Annotated in this window: 25 protein-coding genes; 3 read left to right on the top strand and 22 right to left on the bottom strand. The window is 32.8% G+C overall.

Features of this window, described 5'->3' with window-relative positions; translation table 11 throughout:
- Positions 1 to 12 precede the first annotated feature (12 nt).
- From dltB to AA076_RS04535, 7 genes are all read right to left on the bottom strand, one after another.
- Entirely contained in the window at positions 13 to 1,227 is a 1,215-nt protein-coding gene (dltB, locus tag AA076_RS04565; protein ID WP_000613541.1) for a PG:teichoic acid D-alanyltransferase DltB, read from the bottom strand.
- Entirely contained in the window at positions 1,224 to 2,681 is a 1,458-nt protein-coding gene (gene dltA, locus AA076_RS04560; protein WP_000129653.1) for a D-alanine--poly(phosphoribitol) ligase subunit DltA, read from the bottom strand. The genes dltB and dltA overlap by 4 nt, the downstream gene beginning before the upstream one ends.
- A gap of 15 nt (positions 2,682 to 2,696) precedes the next feature.
- Positions 2,697 to 2,849 carry a teichoic acid D-Ala incorporation-associated protein DltX gene (locus AA076_RS04555; RefSeq protein ID WP_000837752.1) on the bottom strand — a complete coding sequence of 51 codons (153 nt, stop codon included), beginning with the start codon at positions 2,847 to 2,849 and terminating at the stop codon, positions 2,697 to 2,699.
- 47 nt (positions 2,850 to 2,896) lie between these two features.
- A complete protein-coding gene (locus tag AA076_RS14685) occupies positions 2,897 to 3,007 on the bottom strand; it encodes a hypothetical protein (RefSeq protein ID WP_001790652.1) in 111 nt (36 codons plus the stop codon).
- Positions 3,008 to 3,260: 253 nt separating this feature from the next.
- The gene (locus AA076_RS04545; RefSeq protein ID WP_000239131.1) at positions 3,261 to 4,220 is read right to left on the bottom strand and encodes a 2-hydroxyacid dehydrogenase; all 960 of its coding nucleotides are present in this window, start codon (positions 4,218 to 4,220) and stop codon (positions 3,261 to 3,263) included.
- Positions 4,221 to 4,252: 32 nt separating this feature from the next.
- A complete protein-coding gene (locus tag AA076_RS04540; RefSeq protein WP_001836239.1) occupies positions 4,253 to 5,032 on the bottom strand; it encodes a TIGR01457 family HAD-type hydrolase in 780 nt (259 codons plus the stop codon).
- Positions 5,032 to 5,466, bottom strand: coding sequence for a DUF86 domain-containing protein (locus AA076_RS04535; protein ID WP_000273980.1), 435 nt, complete (start codon positions 5,464 to 5,466; stop codon positions 5,032 to 5,034). The genes AA076_RS04540 and AA076_RS04535 overlap by 1 nt, the downstream gene beginning before the upstream one ends.
- Before the next feature lie 97 nt (positions 5,467 to 5,563).
- Between AA076_RS04535 and AA076_RS04530 the strand changes: the two genes are divergently transcribed.
- Positions 5,564 to 5,830 carry a DUF3055 domain-containing protein gene (locus AA076_RS04530; RefSeq protein WP_000566649.1) on the top strand — a complete coding sequence of 89 codons (267 nt, stop codon included), beginning with the start codon at positions 5,564 to 5,566 and terminating at the stop codon, positions 5,828 to 5,830.
- A 78-nt stretch (positions 5,831 to 5,908) separates the two neighbouring features.
- Here AA076_RS04530 and AA076_RS04525 read toward each other — a convergent pair whose 3' ends face one another.
- From AA076_RS04525 to AA076_RS04490, 8 genes are all read right to left on the bottom strand, one after another.
- Entirely contained in the window at positions 5,909 to 6,292 is a 384-nt protein-coding gene (locus tag AA076_RS04525) for a YutD family protein (protein ID WP_000598444.1), read from the bottom strand.
- A gap of 129 nt (positions 6,293 to 6,421) precedes the next feature.
- Complete coding sequence (gene lipA / locus AA076_RS04520) at positions 6,422 to 7,339, bottom strand: lipoyl synthase (RefSeq protein WP_000201875.1); 918 nt, start codon at positions 7,337 to 7,339, stop codon at positions 6,422 to 6,424.
- Positions 7,340 to 7,422: 83 nt separating this feature from the next.
- Positions 7,423 to 8,742: a bifunctional metallophosphatase/5'-nucleotidase gene (locus AA076_RS04515; protein WP_001241224.1), complete on the bottom strand. Its 1,320-nt coding sequence runs from the start codon at positions 8,740 to 8,742 to the stop codon at positions 7,423 to 7,425.
- A gap of 26 nt (positions 8,743 to 8,768) precedes the next feature.
- Positions 8,769 to 9,596 carry a sulfite exporter TauE/SafE family protein gene (locus AA076_RS04510; RefSeq protein ID WP_000927632.1) on the bottom strand — a complete coding sequence of 276 codons (828 nt, stop codon included), beginning with the start codon at positions 9,594 to 9,596 and terminating at the stop codon, positions 8,769 to 8,771.
- 12 nt (positions 9,597 to 9,608) lie between these two features.
- Complete coding sequence (locus AA076_RS04505; RefSeq protein WP_000608129.1) at positions 9,609 to 10,457, bottom strand: DUF72 domain-containing protein; 849 nt, start codon at positions 10,455 to 10,457, stop codon at positions 9,609 to 9,611.
- 47 nt (positions 10,458 to 10,504) lie between these two features.
- The gene (locus AA076_RS14680) at positions 10,505 to 10,603 is read right to left on the bottom strand and encodes a hypothetical protein (RefSeq protein ID WP_001791752.1); all 99 of its coding nucleotides are present in this window, start codon (positions 10,601 to 10,603) and stop codon (positions 10,505 to 10,507) included.
- 66 nt (positions 10,604 to 10,669) lie between these two features.
- On the bottom strand, positions 10,670 to 11,737 hold the full coding sequence (locus AA076_RS04495) for an NAD(P)H-dependent flavin oxidoreductase (RefSeq protein WP_000267247.1): 1,068 nt from the start codon (positions 11,735 to 11,737) through the stop codon (positions 10,670 to 10,672).
- Positions 11,738 to 11,750: 13 nt separating this feature from the next.
- Positions 11,751 to 12,791 (bottom strand): hemolysin family protein, encoded by a 1,041-nt coding sequence (locus AA076_RS04490; RefSeq protein WP_000582332.1) that lies wholly within the window; start codon positions 12,789 to 12,791, stop codon positions 11,751 to 11,753.
- Between the two features lie 364 nt (positions 12,792 to 13,155).
- On the opposite strand from AA076_RS04490, the gene AA076_RS04485 reads away from it, so the two are divergent.
- Entirely contained in the window at positions 13,156 to 13,470 is a 315-nt protein-coding gene (locus tag AA076_RS04485) for a hypothetical protein (RefSeq protein ID WP_000274029.1), read from the top strand.
- Between the two features lie 5 nt (positions 13,471 to 13,475).
- On the opposite strand, the gene AA076_RS14675 is transcribed toward AA076_RS04485, so the two are convergent.
- From AA076_RS14675 to AA076_RS14660, 4 genes are all read right to left on the bottom strand, one after another.
- Positions 13,476 to 13,613 carry a chorismate mutase gene (locus AA076_RS14675; RefSeq protein ID WP_001790198.1) on the bottom strand — a complete coding sequence of 46 codons (138 nt, stop codon included), beginning with the start codon at positions 13,611 to 13,613 and terminating at the stop codon, positions 13,476 to 13,478.
- Between the two features lie 684 nt (positions 13,614 to 14,297).
- Positions 14,298 to 14,483 (bottom strand): hypothetical protein, encoded by a 186-nt coding sequence (locus tag AA076_RS04475; RefSeq protein WP_001286805.1) that lies wholly within the window; start codon positions 14,481 to 14,483, stop codon positions 14,298 to 14,300.
- 1 nt (position 14,484) lies between these two features.
- Positions 14,485 to 14,595: a hypothetical protein gene (locus AA076_RS14665; protein ID WP_000139423.1), complete on the bottom strand. Its 111-nt coding sequence runs from the start codon at positions 14,593 to 14,595 to the stop codon at positions 14,485 to 14,487.
- A 70-nt stretch (positions 14,596 to 14,665) separates the two neighbouring features.
- The gene (locus tag AA076_RS14660; RefSeq protein WP_001788502.1) at positions 14,666 to 14,818 is read right to left on the bottom strand and encodes a hypothetical protein; all 153 of its coding nucleotides are present in this window, start codon (positions 14,816 to 14,818) and stop codon (positions 14,666 to 14,668) included.
- Between the two features lie 374 nt (positions 14,819 to 15,192).
- On the opposite strand from AA076_RS14660, the gene AA076_RS04460 reads away from it, so the two are divergent.
- Complete coding sequence (locus AA076_RS04460) at positions 15,193 to 15,750, top strand: DUF4888 domain-containing protein (RefSeq protein ID WP_001035620.1); 558 nt, start codon at positions 15,193 to 15,195, stop codon at positions 15,748 to 15,750.
- Between the two features lie 59 nt (positions 15,751 to 15,809).
- Here AA076_RS04460 and AA076_RS04455 read toward each other — a convergent pair whose 3' ends face one another.
- From AA076_RS04455 to AA076_RS04445, 3 genes are read right to left on the bottom strand one after another with little or no spacing between them, the layout of a single operon-like run.
- Positions 15,810 to 17,222, bottom strand: a complete 1,413-nt coding sequence (locus tag AA076_RS04455) for an N-acetylmuramoyl-L-alanine amidase (RefSeq protein WP_001141517.1) — start codon at positions 17,220 to 17,222, stop codon at positions 15,810 to 15,812.
- Entirely contained in the window at positions 17,209 to 17,484 is a 276-nt protein-coding gene (locus AA076_RS04450; RefSeq protein ID WP_000351119.1) for a phage holin, read from the bottom strand. The genes AA076_RS04455 and AA076_RS04450 overlap by 14 nt, the downstream gene beginning before the upstream one ends.
- A 55-nt stretch (positions 17,485 to 17,539) precedes the next feature.
- The gene (locus AA076_RS04445; protein ID WP_000398872.1) at positions 17,540 to 17,935 is read right to left on the bottom strand and encodes a hypothetical protein; all 396 of its coding nucleotides are present in this window, start codon (positions 17,933 to 17,935) and stop codon (positions 17,540 to 17,542) included.
- Between the last annotated feature and the right edge of the window lie 5 nt (positions 17,936 to 17,940).

Here is a 17,940-nt window from a genome sequence, read left to right as displayed (position 1 = left end):
AATTCTCCTTTATTATATAAGTTTACCTGAGAAGATTAAAAAGCCAAATGTTACAAAGTGGAATGTAATCACAATGCTAAGTGCTGTTGTGAAACCATTTTGCCAACGTGGCGGATGTTTCTTACGCCAACGTTCATAATAGCCATAACCTATAAACAATGCTGCATGGTATAAACCATAAACAATGTAATACACTTCGATACCATGCCAAATTCCCATTATGAAGAAGTTGATTAAGAATGCCACGTTAGACATTGCAAATTGACTCTTCAATAATTTTTTACGAGACATGTAGAATAAAGATCTCATGTAAATACAATCTCTGAACCAGAATGATAATGTCATATGCCATCTATTCCAGAAATCTTTAATATTTTTCGCTTTGAAAGGTTTATCGAAGTTTGGTGGTGTTTTAATACCGAATAAATAACTAAATGCTATCGCAAATAAACTATAACCTGCAAAGTCAAAGAATAAATATAAGCTGTATGCGTACATATATAACCACAAATTGACAAAGCCATGTAAGTCTAATTGTAACGGCATGATTGCATATGTGTTAATAAAGTAAGCAACAATATATTTATACAAGAAACCAAGCATAATCATGTGAATTGCTTTTAATACTAATTCACGATATTCATTGCCTGTTGGTACTTTTTTATCGTCTTTAACGAAACGTTTGTAACGATCGATTGGTCCAGATGAAATCGTTGGGAAGAATGAAATAAATTGAATTAATTTCCATACTTTAATTTCTTTGATAGAACCATCACGAATTTCCATAATTAACTGCACACTTTTGAATGTAACATAAGAAATTCCTAAGAAACCAACAAATTCAATTAATTTACTTTCATGGAAGTGAATCTGATGTCCACCTAACCATGTACTTTGTAACACTTTCACAAGTGCTAATGGCAATATTGATAAAACCATTACAGTTACAAATTTTGAAAATGAATTATTTTTTGGTTTTGAATGATAATAAAACATTATCAATAAAACTTGCCATACGACGTAAATAATAAAACTAATTAATTGAACACTTAAATACTTTTGGTCAAACAGATTATGTTTATCAGAAGAAAAGATTAACACAATCATAAATGCTGTAACTACGCCATTATAAATGTAACTTCGCTTACCTAAAAATCCAAGTATAATGACTGGTAATAATGCAATTAAAGCAATTAAGAAGAATGTAAAATCACCATATGGAATCATCCGTTAATTACCTCTGCAATTTTCTTTCTGTCAATTTTACCATTTGAAGTCAATGGCAATTGTTCCATCCATTCAAACTTTCTAGGAATCATATACTCTGGTAAGCGTGATTTCAAGTCATTTTTAATATTTTTAGTCATTTCTGCATTGTCCGTAACTTCAGTCGTTGGCACAATTGCACCAATTAAATGAATAACTTTATCATTTTTATATACAGGTACAACAATCGCTTCTTTTACGAACTCAGACTGGCGTAATTGTGTTTCAATTTCTTCTAATTCCATTCTGTAGCCATTCAATTTGATTTGGAAATCAATACGACCTTGAATGAACCATTGACCATTTTCAAACTTCGCTTTATCACCAGTGTGATATGTACGAATACCGTCATCGAAATTAAATACTTCAGCTGTTTTTTGGTCATTTTTTAAGTATCCTAAACTTACACTTTGACCTTCGATAACAAGTTCACCTTCATCTGTAGTAGATAATCTTGCGCCTGGTCTTTCAACGCCAACAGGTAATGTCGGATATTGATCTAAGATTTCTTGTGTAATTTGAATACTTGTAACTGCTACCGTAGCTTCAGTTGGACCATATGTGTTGTAAATCGTCGCACTTGGGAAACGGTTTACTAACGCTTTTGCTGCTCTGTGAGGTAGAATTTCACCACAGAAGAAGAATTCGTTAAGACTACCATATTGTTCTTCATTAAGCGTTGGTAATAATAAACACATTTCCATAAATGATGGTGTTGATACCCAAATGTTAATCGGTGTTGCTGTTAGCATTTCATTTAATAATTTAGGTTTATTAATCATGTTTTTATCTACAAGATTTAATGTACCGCCTGATGCTAAACATGGATAAATAGCCATTACAGATAAATCAAATGAAAATGGCGCTTGGTTAAGCCATTGTTGTTCATTTCCTGATTTATTAAGTTCTAACATCCACTCAGTAAATTGAACTAAACTTGCATATTCAATTTGAACACCTTTAGGTTCCCCAGTAGAACCAGATGTAAAGATTGTGTATACTGTGTCGTTATCTTTAATCTGACTATCAAAAATTACTGGGTCTTGAGATGTTTTAATATCTTCTATTGTAAATACTTCGCCTTCTAAACTTTCAAATGATTCATCAGTCGTATTAAATACAAACTCTGGTTGAACCTTGTTAATAATCATTTTAATACGGTCTTCAGGAATTGAAGTGTCTACAGGTACATATCCACATCCTGCTTTAATGGCACCAATCATCCCAACAATCATATATGGTGACATGTGACCGAATAAAATCATCGGTTTCTTACTACCTTGTAATCGATGTGCTAATTTACTAGACTCATCCATTAACTGTTGATAAGTTAATTCATCAGTTGTGTGTCTAACAGCAATGCTTTGTGGATTTGCATCCGCAAACGCTTGCAGCTTGTTAATAATATCTGTCATATTAAGTCTCCCTCATTAGAACTCATTATAAATGAAGTTATTGTGTGTGTCGCCACTGCCATAAATTAAATATAAAGTAATAAATATTGCCAAATACAATAGTGTTAATAAATATGGTTTGAATGCTTCAACATATTTATTAGGTGGCTGTTTACTTTTAGATTTCATATTGCACCTCTTAAAGTTCTTAGTAAAAACGCCTTTATAAAGACCGTTCAATATAAAATACGTTTTAAAATTTGTTTTTTACAATTCATTATATCGATATTCATAATGAAATTCAATTTTAATTTTATAGATTCAACATAGTAATTGGTTGTCATCACTCAATTATTGTAAATGATACACTTTGTTGAGAACATCATTCATTTTAAAGGTTATTTAAACAATAAACAATTACAGTCTATATAACAATTTTGTTATATACGTCAAAATCAAATAAACTCATCACATTAATATGACGAGTTTATAATGTTATTGAATTATCATCAGCGCAAATATATACATTCGCAAGTCAAGCATAACATATTTAACAATTGCTTTGCTTGTTTTACCAATGATTAAAAACCATACTTATTTTCAATTTACTGGAGTATGTGGTACCTGATTTGTCATAACCGCTTCTATATTATTAATACATAATTGAATCATATTGTCCCGTGTTGTTACTGATGCGCTACCAATGTGTGGTGTAATCAGAACATTATCACGTCCCATTAATGGATGTGTATGATCAATCGGTTCATTTGCTAATACATCTAAACCACATGCTAAAATTTCTTTATTGTCTAGTGCATCGATTAATGCTGTTTCATCTACAATTTGTCCTCTACCGATATTAATAAAAATTGCATCATTTTTCATTTGTTCAAATGCTTCAGCATTAAATTTATGATGTGTTTCTTTTGTAAGTGGCGCTGTACAGATGATAAAATCACTTTCTGCTAACAACGTTTCAAAAGAAACATATGTTGCATTAAAGTCCGCCTCTGCATCTTTATGTCTTGATCGATTATGATAAAGAATATTAGTATTAAACCCTTGCAACCTTCTTGCAAAAGCTTTACCAATATCTCCCATACCATATATTCCAATAGTTGAATTGAAGACATCTTTACCTGACAATAAATAAGGACCCCAGCTTTGCCATGCATCTGCTTCTACATATTTTTCAGCTTCTACAATACGGCGTGCTATAGCAAGCATTAATGTAAATCCTAATTCTGCAGTTGTTTCAGTAAGTACATTTGGTGTATTCGTGACAACCACGTTATTCGCTGTTGCACTTTCAACATCGATGTTGTCATATCCTACAGCCATATTCGCAATTACTTTTAAATTTGGTGATTGCGCTAAAATTTCTGCATCGATCTGTTCACTTAATGTAATAAAACAAGCATCTGCGTCACGAAGTGCTGTCACAAATTGATCTTTAGGCATAGGCACTAATGATTTTTGCCACATAACAACGTCACCAAGTTTACTTAATTGTTGATAAAATTTATCTGGAATTTTCCTCGAAACAACTATTTTTACCAAATCAATTCACCTACTTTATAAAATGACTATATCTATTTTTCTAATTCAGCTATTGCTTCATTTAAATCTTTAAAAGAATACGTTGGTGGCACATTTTTATTTTGCACATCTTCTAACGTAGATACACCTGTTTGTACATGAATCGTATCCATACCTACGTTAATACCAGACATAATATCGGTATCGTACAAATCGCCTACCATAGCAACTTCGGATTTATCTAATCCTAAAATTTCTAATGCTTTAACCATAATAATCGGTTCTGGTTTACCAATAAATTGTGGCGATACACCTGTCGATACACTTACAACACTTGTAATAGCACCATTACCAGGTAATAAACCACGCTCTTTAGGAATTGATACATCAGGATTTGTAGAAATAAATGTTGCACCATTTCTTACACCTAACGTTGCAATCGCAAGCTTTTCATATGTAACTTGTTCGTCAAGTCCAATAACTACATAATCAACATGCTCGTCATTTTTAATGACAAGTCCCGCTTCGGTTAACGCAGTATTTAAACCACTCCCACCTAACATATATACTGATGCTCCTGGTGATTGTTCTGAAATATAATCAGCAGTGACTAACGCTGACGTTACAACCTCTTCTGGTTTAGCATCAATGTGCATTTCACGTAATTTTTCAGTTACTTGCTCAGGTGTTTTTGTTGAATTATTAGTTACGTATAAATGAGGAATGCCTTTTACATTTAAATAATCGATGAATTGTTTTGCTCCATCAATCTCATCTGTTCCCATATACATTGTGCCATCTAAATCGATTAAATACGCTTTATACTGTTTCATTATTGATTTTCTCCTTTACCAAAAGCTGTTACTGGTACATTTTCTTGATGTAAAAATATCGTTACTTCTGTAATAAATTGTTTGTAATAAGGTAATGCGTCATCAAACATTGGCATGATAATCTTAATATCTAAGGCTGTGTAATCATATGTAAATTGTTTACGAATACCGACAGTTTTATTAATCGCCTGCTGTGTTTCTTTAGTAATAACATTTTCTAGTTCTAATATATCAATCACATCTTTATAATTACCAGGATCCCTTAAAATAAATGCATCGATAATCATATTCCCTATATCTACCGATGATTCTATCAACATTTGAGCAATGCGTTCAAATGCATAATGATTGTGCTTGCTCTCATGATAATCATCAGTTAATGCTTGTAAATAGGCTAATTTCTGAGTTAGTTTATCTTTGTCTACAAAATACATTCCTTGTCACCTCTCACTTATATATTATCATAATTTTGCAGTATACTTCATTTGTCGTTATACTAACTTTACTACTTTTAAAAGGAGTCGCTACAAAATGATTGATATGTATTTATATGATGACAACGAAGAGAGTCAAGTTCAGTTTGTTGGTTTTGTTGGCGAGCATAGTCGATATGATTTGATGTTAGTCCATACAAATAGACATTATGGTAAGACACTCGTACTTAATATGCAAACAAATAAATTCGGTATTATCGGTACTGATGATTTAAAAGAAGAAGGCTATATCGCTCATATTTTAGGTGTAAATGCTGAAGAAGGCGATGAAATTACTGAGTATTTAAATGAAGTCATTCATTAAAGATAAAAACCCCTAACTAGATTACAGGTCCATGCTTGAATTGCATGATTCCCATTTTCAATCTAGCTAAGGGTTTTATTAATGTTCAGTATCTTGAATGGTTGGCTTAATCTTCACATCTTGAAGTTTATTGTCGTCATCTATCACATCAGACGGATGAACTTCTTCGATTAACTTTTTAACCTCTTGTTTAGACAAATGTCTTAATACAAAGTAAGGACAACCAAAGTTACAATATTCAAATATGTAATCTTGAATATTTGAAAAACGTTTACTCATCTCTGCTTTTTTATTAGAATCTTTGTAAAAACCTTTTAATCGTAATTGATCGTAACCATAGTCACCAACTATGTAATCATATTTATCTAAAATATCTGAATACCTAGCAATAAATTGTTCTTCATTAAAACATTCGCGATAATTTTCTATTAATTCAAAGTAATGTTGATCTACTTTTATCAAATTCTTCACCTATCTATGACAATGAAAGGCTCAGTTTATACTTTTAGTGTTTCATAAAAATAATGATTACTTCTATGACACGTTCGTTTTGTACAAACTAAGCCTTTATGCCTTATTAATGGTTAAATATTAACTATTTAACTGTGCCTCACCTTGGCGTTGCTTTTCTTTAGCAGCTTCATTTACTTGCTCATCCGCATGATAAGAACTACGTACTAAAGGTCCAGCTTGGCAATGTTTAAACCCTTTATCCATTGCCACTTTTCTTAATTTACCAAACTCTAAAGGCGTGTAATATTTTTGAACCTTTAAATGTTTACGTGAAGGTTGTAAATATTGACCAATCGTTAAAATATCTACATCATTCGCACGTAAATCATCCATCGTTTCATAAATTTCTTCTATAGTTTCACCTAATCCAACCATAATACTTGATTTAGTTGGGATATCCGGTTGTAATTCTTTTGAACGACGTAAAAACTCTAATGTTCTGTCGTAAGTCGCACGCGCACGAACTCTCGGTGTTAAGCGACGAACAGTTTCAATATTATGGTTTAAAATGTCAGGTCTTGACGCCATTAATGTTTCTAACGCATCATAGTCCCCGCCCATATCTGATGGTAAAATTTCAATCGTTGTAAATGGATTTCTTTCTCTAACTTTACGTACTGTCTCAGCATAAACATTTGAACCAGCATCTCTTAAATCATCACGCGCAACAGCAGTGATAACAACGTGTTTCAAATTCATTAATTCAACTGATTCAGCTACACGTTCAGGCTCATTTAAATCAAGTTCATTAGGTAAACCTGTCTTAACCGCACAAAAACGACAAGCTCTTGTACATACGGCACCTAAAATCATAAATGTCGCTGTACGACGTGCACCCCAACATTCATGTATATTAGGACATTTAGCTTCTTCACATACAGTATTAAGATTTTTTTCCCTCATCATCTTCTTAAGTCCTGTATAGTTTTCGTTGGTATTTAATTTTATTTTCAACCAATCCGGTTTACGTAATATTTCCTCGTTTTTTGTCGCCATAACAACACATACCCTCCTGTTAAGTGTATCTTTAAACATTATATCGAAATTCATGACAAATGAAAATCCAATAATCTTACTTTTTAATATTCCAATAATTTTTCTTTAAATATATCTCTTAAAAACTCTGGCATTAAATACTCTTTTGGTAATTCTTTCAATGTTGGGAAATAACGACCGAACGTATACATATCTATCGTACCTAGTACATATTCTTTGTCGTCTTCGATTTCTTCTCCATTCAGATAGTAACGCCCTGTAGAATGAATGTACCCTAAATTATAAAGAATATATCCTCCAAATATATTCCCTCTGAAACCCAAACCTTGTGCATGTTCATACATATATTCTTGTTTATTACTTTTAGCTATAATCTCTTTTAATTTCACACCAAAAAGTCTAACCCTTACCATATTAATCGGATGCGGTAACATTTGATGAATGTCATATTCTGTCACTTCATCTTTTACAATATCTTTAACGAGTAAGCCAGCATTGATGATGGCACATTGTGCATGTGTATACTCACAAACACTTTGAGCTAATAAGTATGCAGCTTCAGTTATGTGATTCATACTACGCTTAAGCACTACTGGATGTTGAATTACTGAATTGGACATTAACGTTTTTCCTTCTTCTTCAAATGAAGTTTCAACTTCAGGTAATGTTTCTAAAGGAATAATCTTTGCAGTTTTATGTACTACTTTATGTGCCTCAAAAGTTAAATTAACCTCTCCAAGATAATTACCATACTTTCCAGCTGCCGCCATCAGTACACCATTATTGATTTCACCATGTTCAAAATAATGATGCGTATGACTACCAAAAATGACATCAATTTCAGGCAATTCTTGGCATAATGTTTCATCGAAGAAAATGCCACAATGACTTAGCACGATTAATACATCAAATTTACCTCGTTGAAGTTCAATTTCTTCTTTTATAGATTCAAGTGGATCGGTAACAATCCAATTTAGTGCACGATAAAATGGGGTAAAAGGTGCTGTCGCTGCAACGAATAGTATTTTCACACCGTCTATGTCCTTAATATAAGAAGAAACGATATTATTTGGTAAATGACCTGATTCATCTATAACATTGCTACATGTCACTATAAATTTTGCTTCGTCGTAAAGGTGATTTAAAGCTTCGTATGAAATGGTCATCCCTTCATTATTACCGATTGTTGCAACATCACATTTTGCTTCATTTAGTAATGCCACATTCTTTTTACCTAAAGTTGCTTCAGTTATAGGTGCGGATAAATCTACATGATCACCTAGATCAACATATAAAGAAGGATGATTAAGTCGTGGCCGATGTTCTGCCATATATGCTTTAATGCGTTCGTATTCATGTAAATGACTATGAATATCGTTCGTATGATAAATTGTAAGCCTCAAATTGACGTCCTCCTTTTAAAGTTGTATTAAATCAACGCACGAATAATTAAATATATACCCATTAACAACATTACTGTTCTCAATAATGTTACTACCGTATCTGACTTAATTGATTGATTCACTTTGACACCGATTTTCGCACCAAAATAACTAGAAATAATTAAAATGATTGCATAACCCCAAGCTACGTGACCTTGAGCAATGTGCCCTATAGAACTCATGACACTTGAAAAGAAAATCATCATCATACTTGTTCCAACAGCTACATGAGGTGGAAATCTAAATACAATAAGCATTAGTGGCGTCATTAGTGCGCCACCTCCAATACCAAATAAACCTGTCAATATACCAATTAAAAACGTTGTAATAAAAGCAAACAATGGTGGAACACTATAATGATATGTTTTACCTTTAGCGTCTACATAAGTCTTTTCATACTTGGGTTTATCGAAAATTTTAAACGGTTTAATCTTATTTCTTACCATTAATAAAATGGCTACGAAAATTAAAAAGATACCAAAATATAAATTAAATGACTCAAATGTTAAATATCTACTAATGAAGGACCCAAGCAATGAACCTGGTAATAGTCCAAATAAAAAGATGGAACCATTTTTAATATCAACTTGTTTTGTTTTTAAATATCCAAGTGATGAAGAAAGTCCTGTCACAATTAGAATGACTGAAGACGTCCCTATCGCTACTTGTGTTGTAATATTATGTAGTAATCCATGTTCAACACCGAGGTAAACCATTGTTGGAACGATAATAATACCGCCTCCAATGCCTACGATAGACCCTATAATCGCTGACAAACCTCCGATTAAAACTAATAATGTAATTGTTAATAACATAGTCGTCGCCTCTTAAAATAATTTTAATTGTTGTGGTGCTAACCCTTCATATTCTATATTCAATAATCGCTGATATGTTTTGGCATTATTTGCTGCATGACCACCAGAATTATTGTTAAATATGACGTAAACTTTCTTAGCTTTTTGTGCTAATATTTGTGCCTTTTGTGCCAAGTCTATTAATTCTTGCTCATTATAATCATATAAATAGCGTACATCGCGCCATTCTTGATCTGACATATCTTTCTTAGTCCAACCGTAATGATTACGTCCATGATAACGTACAAACGCAATTTCATTTGTGATTCGATTGACTAAAGGTACACTGCCATCTTTCACTTGTGGTTCATCAACTACTGCATGAATGATTTGATGTTCTGTTAAAAATGCCAATGTTTGTTCTTTAAATGCATCACTAAACCATGATTGATGCCTAAATTCTACACACATTGGAAATGCTTGTAATTGCTGTCTTACATACAAAATATATTTGATATTTTGTGCATTGCAGTCAAACCATGGCGGAAATTGAACCAATACCATTGCTAATTTTTTCTGTGTATGTAAGGGCTCTAACATATTCTTAAATTGATCAAATAGTTCTTGCCTTGTATCTGCAAATGTTTTGTAGTCTGCATGCAATGTGAGTGCTTGATGAATTTTGACCACAAATTCAAATGTATCAGGCGTTTCTTTTATCCATTTCAATATATTTCTTTCCGGTTGTATCGCATAGTATGTCGCATCTAATTCGACAACCGGAAAATGTCCAGCATATGTTTTAAGTTTATCGGTTTGGCGTTCTAAATCTTCATATAATGAATAGTGATCACCCCAACCTGTTAATCCGATGTTTATCATATATATCACCAATGTCATCATACCATATAACTTTTATCATAATCATTTCAGCGAACTTTAGTTTGATGTTTTTGCTTGATTAAAATCTTTCGGCGATCTTCAGCTTGATGTTTTCGTTTGATTAAATTGGTAAAATAGAAACGCAATCCACAAAAATGGCAAGCACTAAAATAATGTTTGGGGGTGCTTGTGCTTTTGTGGATTGCGGTCGATTATTTATATTGCATGATTTGATTAATTTGATTGATTATATTGGACATGATGGTGTTGGCGGGATGCGTTGTTGCTAGTCGCGGGCTTTGTCCACTCCACATATGTATTAACTCTTTGTCGCCGATGTTTGCTGCGGCTTTTCTTATGCTACTTGTTAGCTCATTTTGTATTGGATAATCTGGGATATCGCCTTCGTATTGGGACATTTCTTCGATAAACCTATTGTTGATACCGCGTGCAAGCTTTCCACTAAACGCTTTTGTAATGACTGTATCTGTTTCTTTACTATTTATAATTGCATCTCGCAGTAGTTCTGATGCATTACTGTCTTGTGATGTTAAAAATGCGGTGCCCATTTGTACCCCTTCTGCACCTAAGACAATACTTGCCAAAACTCCTCTACCATCCATAATTCCACCAGCGGCAATGACCGGAATTGAAACGACATCTACAATTTGTGGCACTAAAGATATTGTTCCAACCATAGGTAATTGATTTTTAGGTTTTAAAAATGAACCACGATGTCCACCTGCTTCACTACCTTGAGCAACGATAGCATCCATACCCGCTTTTTCATTCGCAATAGCTTCATCAACACTTGTTGCTGTACCTATAAGTTTGACATTCGCTGCTTTCAACCTGCTTATAATCTGTTCGCTTGGAATTCCAAAAGTAAAACAACATACAGGCACTTGCTTTTTAATTATCGTATCAATATGACACTTAAATTGTTGTTCTTCGGTAATTTTTACAACCGGCTCTTCTAAATGTAATGCGCGTCGATAAGGTTTTAACCATGCATTCATATTTTCAATTTGACTACTGGTATATGATTGTTGACTTGGTACAAAGACATTTACGCCAAAAGAATTTGACGTTAATTGGCGTACATAATCTATTTCATCTTCCAATTGCTGCGTATTAAAGTAACCTGCGCCTATTGTGCCTAACCCACCACTGTTACTTACTGATGCAACTAATTTCGGTGTCGTACTTCCTGCCATACCTGCTTGTATAATTGGATATTCAATACTTAACATTTGAGTAAGTCGATTCTTATTCCACATAGCTGTTCGCTCCTTATATAGATACGTTGCGATTTTTCCGTTGTTGAAATTGAATTTGCTGTTGAGAAAGTTTTTCTTTTTCCTTTTTATCCATCTCATCTTCAATTTCCATACCTAATAATTCTTCAATTAAGTCTTCATGTGACACTATCGCTTCAGTACCACCAAATTCGTCCAACACAATTGCTAAATGTTTTCTAGAAATAGTCATCTTACGTAATACCCATTCAGCTTTATTGTGTTCATTCACAAATAATGGCTTAGCTGAATAGTTTGTAATTTGATTTTCTTTTTTATTACTCCAAGCCAACAGATATTTAGAATGAAACACCCCAATAATGTTATCAATATCTCCCTCGTACACTGGATATCTAGTGTATGGCTTATTCATAACCGTTTCATAAACTTCTTCGTATGTCGCATTTGAAGCAAATGCCGTCACATTAATTCTAGGTGTTGTATCTACATCTTTTACTTTTAAATTTTCAAAATTAATGACACCTTCCAACCTACTCGTCTCAATTTCATTTAAAGCACCTTCATGTCCAGCAATTGCTAACATTGTTTTAAATTCTTCTTTTGAAAATTGATGTTCTTGAGGTTGGCCCTTAGATAAACTTCGATTAATACTGTCCGTCAACTTATTTAAAAGTAATGTGATAGGACGGAACACAATGACACAAATATTAATAATTGGATATACAAGCCTTGTTATTTTATCTGGAAATGTTGCAGCGACAGACTTGGGAATCACTTCGGAGATCAAAATGATAACAACTGTTAAAACAGCTGATGCAATACCAACGCTAATCCCCCAACGTAAAGCCATAATTGTAACAAGTGTTGGTAATAAAATATTCGCGACATTATTCCCAATTAGAATCGTTGTAATAAACTCACTTGGTTTTTCAAGTAACTTTACAATGCCTTTTGCTTTTTTATCACCTTTGTCAGCTTCAGTTTTAAATTTTGTTTTATTGGCAGCCGTTAATGCCGTCTCGCTTCCTGAAAAGAAAAACGAAATAAATATCAATATAATTATGGCAATGATCACGCGTGTAGTCTCCTTATTGTCATATCTTATTTTTATTGTAGTTACTTAATTCCCGACGTTCTCGTTTAATAAACCAGTTAAAATTCATTATATATAATAGTCTTAATAATGATAATTAATATGCATTTTTAGTCATAGTTACTTTAATGCATTCATTAGTAAAATGATGCTATAGTTCGAGCTGTTTGTTATTAATAAATTTGCATAATGAAAAATTTCAACAAATTCAGTTTATGACATAGTTATAATCATTTGAAACCATTATAATGATAACAACCAGTTTCTCATAAATTTATTCTAATTATCTTTTAAATAACTTTAGACAAGTACTTGTTTATATCCAAATATAGAAAGAAGGATTAACATGTATTTTGTTTTAGCAATATTTACAATAATCAGTGCCAGTGTAAGTTTAGGTTATTCAATTCAAGCATGTGCATCTAGCCATAATATAAATGCATATTATGCACTTAGTCGAAGCTTACCTTTATTTTTATTAGCTATTTTTTCTTTAGTCATTCATAGTGCTATATTTTTGATAACTATATCCATTGCAATGATCTTAGTTCAATTTTTAGATGCGATTGTTGGTTATAAAAGTGAAGATGTCTTTAAAACTTATGGTCCATTAGCAACATCTGTAGTGAACTTAATATTATTAATAGTTTTCTTATTTTAACTCACTTATACAACGAATCTTAATCGAACTAATATCGAATTATCTAAAGAATATTTGATGTAGCTTTCAATTAATTTAATAAAGACCAGCACTCTAATGCCACAATCATGTTGTATTTGTGTTGTCGCTTTATCCACCATCAATGATTATTTTTTACACCAATCAAAAAATCGAACTGATATAAATAAGTACAAAGCTTATCTATCAATCCGATTTAGTTATAAAACAAAAAAAGCCACAGTAATGTGGCTTTTTGTTATATTCAGTATCAAAATGGTATCAATAGCCATTTTCGGAAGTCAAGAATGGCTTAACAACGCGGTTTAAAGCTATCCAATACTACCTTCCATTTCGATTGAAAAAACTAATTTTTAAGGACTTATTTTTATAGAAACATTGATTTAATGCGATTTAAAATGAAGTTATTTCTCTCGATATTTTGAGGTTATTATTTTTTGGTATCAAAAATGGTATCATTTGTAGTTATTTTAGCTTCATATATTAAAATAACCACACTCCTAAATTAATAGGTGGTGTGGTTTGATCATTTATAATATAACATAAAAAACAACCACCCAGTAACTAGTATGGGTGGTTAAGATGTGCCTTTAGCACTTAATAAAACCGATAATATGCTTTATTATGTCGCAAATATTTCAGCGACTTGTTATGCACCACCACACAAACTTACTCCCATCCAGGAACACAGAGCTTTGTCGCTCGTCAGCAACGTCATATGAATTCTCAGTTCATGTTGTGGTGACACTTTAAACGGTCTGTGCCAGTAGCGACCGAGTCATTTCAAGAATGACCATTTCACATTTATATTATAACACTTGTCGTGCGTAACTGTATAGTTTTTCAGTTGTATTTAAAGTTAAGTTATCTACTTCGCGCTTTCCTTGCCTTAATTGTGAAATTACATATTGCGCTACGCCAGTTTGTTTGTGAATTTGGTAACCTGTTATATCACTTTTGATCAATTCAATTATTTTTAATTTATAATCACTCATATTATCTACGTCCATTCTTTTTATCTAAACAATAAAAATGTGTTTTTCTCCCGATAAATAATAACAATGGTAGGCTTAATAAAAACAATATTAAATACATTTGTTCTGTCATAATTGAAAACCTCCAAATAATATTATATTATATAAGTGTAAGGAGGAGCCATCAGGCTCCAAGCATAATGTTAATCTTTGTTGTTTGGCTTTCGGTCTAGGTAGCCGAGATGCCATTCTCTAAGTTGTTTTAACACTTCTGGAATTATCAGTACTGCCAATACTTGATGTTCTAGAAGTGTTTTTATTATGTCTAGCATGAGGCTTTTCACCTCCTTACACATAATTTGTAAGTCATCAACTAACCTACAAATATAATTATACTAAACAAATGTTTATTAGTCAAGTGTTTTTTAAAATTTGCATAAAAAAATAGGCAAGTACCGAAGTACCTGCCTAAACAACAACAAGATTAACATGTGAATAATGGAAATAAAAAGTCAGCCCGAAGGCTAACTTACGAATAGATGAAAATTTGAACACATTGCTGTGTCTAAAACGATTATAGCATAAATGACGAATATTTCTAGCTCAAAATTATTATATTTCAATGATAAAATTTTATGGATTTGTTAATAATTATTTAATTGGTTTACATAAATAATAATTCTAAAATTACTTTGTAATCGATTGCAAATAAGTTATAGGAGAAAATAAAATGAATAAAAAACTATTAACAAAAACATTGATAGCAAGTGCTTTAGTTTTAACAACAGTAGGTTCAGGTTTTCATTCTTCTTCAAATTATAATGGTATTAATAACGTTGCAAAAGCTTCTGAAATAACAGATAGCGAATTGTGGAAAAATGTAAGAGACGCTTTAAAAGACGCAAATATCATTGATAAAACAGACAAAGAAACGATTAAAGTAAAATATAAATTAAAAAACGGTGGAGAGAGCGAAATTTCTGGGACTGCGAACTTAGATAATCTTAGTAATACTAATAACAGCACCGTTAGTCCTGATAGCGTTAACCGTGTCGATATTACAAGAGTTAATCCAAACGGAAACACAATAGAGGCAAATGATGCATGGAAAAAATTAGTAGATAAATTAAAAGAAAAGCATATTGTTAAAGTCGGTGATAAAGTAACTATCCATAGTAAAGATCCTTCTGATGAAAAAGTATATGGCAAGGTAGGAGATCAAGATTCTAATGTAAAAAATAGACTGATTAGTCCTAAAGATATAACTCATATAACAATAGAAAGATAATCATTTTTAGAGGTAGGAAGAAAATAACCTACCTCTTTTCTTTTTATAGGTACAACCTATTAAGCCCACTCAATCGTGCCCCAATATTTTTCATTTTTAATCTTTTGTTCCTTATCAGTAATTCTACACACTGCACAATAGAAATTGTTAGTACTAGAGCCCTCACGTTGATATTTGAATCTAATCCACCAGTAGCCATCTTTTTTAATGACTTGGTCGAATTTTACCCAATCATCTTTTGTGTATAGCCATGAATCTTCTTCAACGACTGTGCCGGTTAATCCAGCTGTTTTTCTGACTCTTATAGCTTTTTCTGGATTAGGATAAAATACGCCTTTCCAATTCCATGTTATTTTGTCAGCGCTTGGCTTACTACTTGGCGCATCAATTTGTCTGCCGTTAATGGCTTCAGCAATCCGCTTCGTGAAGCTGTCTAAATTGTTTTTAATGTAGTTTAAATCTTTCGTAGATGTGATAAAACCTAATTCGATTAAACGATAATTAAGATTAAGATCAGCAGACACGTTAGCGTTCAATAAATCCCCTCTAGGTGTCACACCTCTTATTTTACCCACTGTTTTATCTAATGCACTACTTAATGCCTTGTCAATGTCATCAGCTGGGAAACGATCGCTAATGATTACATGCCCGCCACTTGCTTGTGGGCTAGCAGAATCTAAATGAAACTCTATGATTGCATCCGGTTTGACTTCACTTTTAATCCAGTACATGCCATAATCTTTATAGTTTCCAACACGTTGACCGTACAATGTATCTTGATATAAATCTTGATTCATCGAGTTGCCACCGTATAACAATACTGTGTTGCCTACTGACTCAAGATACTTTTTCACTCTAGGTATAATATTTTTACGGTTAAAATCTCTTTCGTTTTCTCCATTCGCAACGGCACCTGGGTCGTTAGAGTATGCACCAATACCATGACCAGCCACAAGCATGATTTTTTTACCTTTTGATAACTTATCTTGTTTAACTGGCTTCACTGCGCTTCTTAGCTTATTAGCGGTCGTTTCTTTTGCGTAGAATGGACGGATAAACCACATAGGGAAGTCGTAGCCGTGTGTGCGTCTTGTAGTAACTTCTGGTGGACTCCAGTAAGCACCGCCTAGCCAGTTCTGCTCTAAAATAGTTATAGAATCTAACGTAGCGCTTATTACAATACCTACATGACCATAACCACCACCATAATTACGGTTAAAAATAACGACATCGCCAGGCAATGCTTGAAACGACACAGTATTTTCGTAAACGGTTGCCTCGTTAGTGAAATCATTCCATGTTGGAATGTCTGCAGCGCCCACACCTTTCAACCTGTGATTAAATAAGTAAAGCCAATATTGGTTAGCAGTATCGAAGCATTGACATCCAAATGCATTGTCTGGATTCCACGCCTTACCCTCTAAACTTTTAAGATAACTAATAGCTTGACTGTATGTCCTAACCGACGGCATTGTTATCATCTCCGTTCACTTTAGGTGCGCCACCAGTTGACTGAATGCCAGCTTTTACTTCATAAATTTTTTGTTGCCCTTTCTTAGATGCGTGAGTAAAGTTGTTATTCTTCCACCACGTCCAAATTGAAACAATCCCAGTAACGACTGTGCTTATAAACACTTCGTCAACTGGGATTGGAGAAATATGTTTGATTGCTAAAAACTGATTGATCCATGCGACTATTAATAAAATTGTTCTTACGATTGTACCGATATCCATTTGTTTGCTCCTTTTATCCAAAATAAAAAACGACTAAAAAATTAGTCGTTTAAAATTATTCAATGGTCAATGTCGGAGATCCTGAATAAACATCACTTATAGTGACATACAACATCCCTGAAGGATTACTAAAGTTGATATTTTTACTTGCAACTCCGCTATTGACTCCTGATATTCCTAAATCACTTGAACCTAAATTAGTTTGCGAAACCCTCATTATACCGCTACGTACATTTTCTATTGTCACCTGATAACTTTTATTAGGTTCAACTCCGTTTATTGTCCATTTTGCTGTTGAATCTTCTATGCTATCCGGATATTTATTTTTAGGTAAGGGTTTTATTACAAAAGATGAAGGCTTTTTCCATATTTGGATATTTCCAGCATATACTTTTGTATATTCTTCGCCTTCGTAAATAAGCTTCTTTACATTTTTAAAATTACCTTCCATAAAAA

The organism is Staphylococcus aureus (assembly GCF_001027105.1).
Classification (GTDB): Bacteria; Bacillota; Bacilli; order Staphylococcales; family Staphylococcaceae; genus Staphylococcus; species Staphylococcus aureus.
This window is presented reverse-complemented; position numbering and strand designations above follow the sequence as displayed.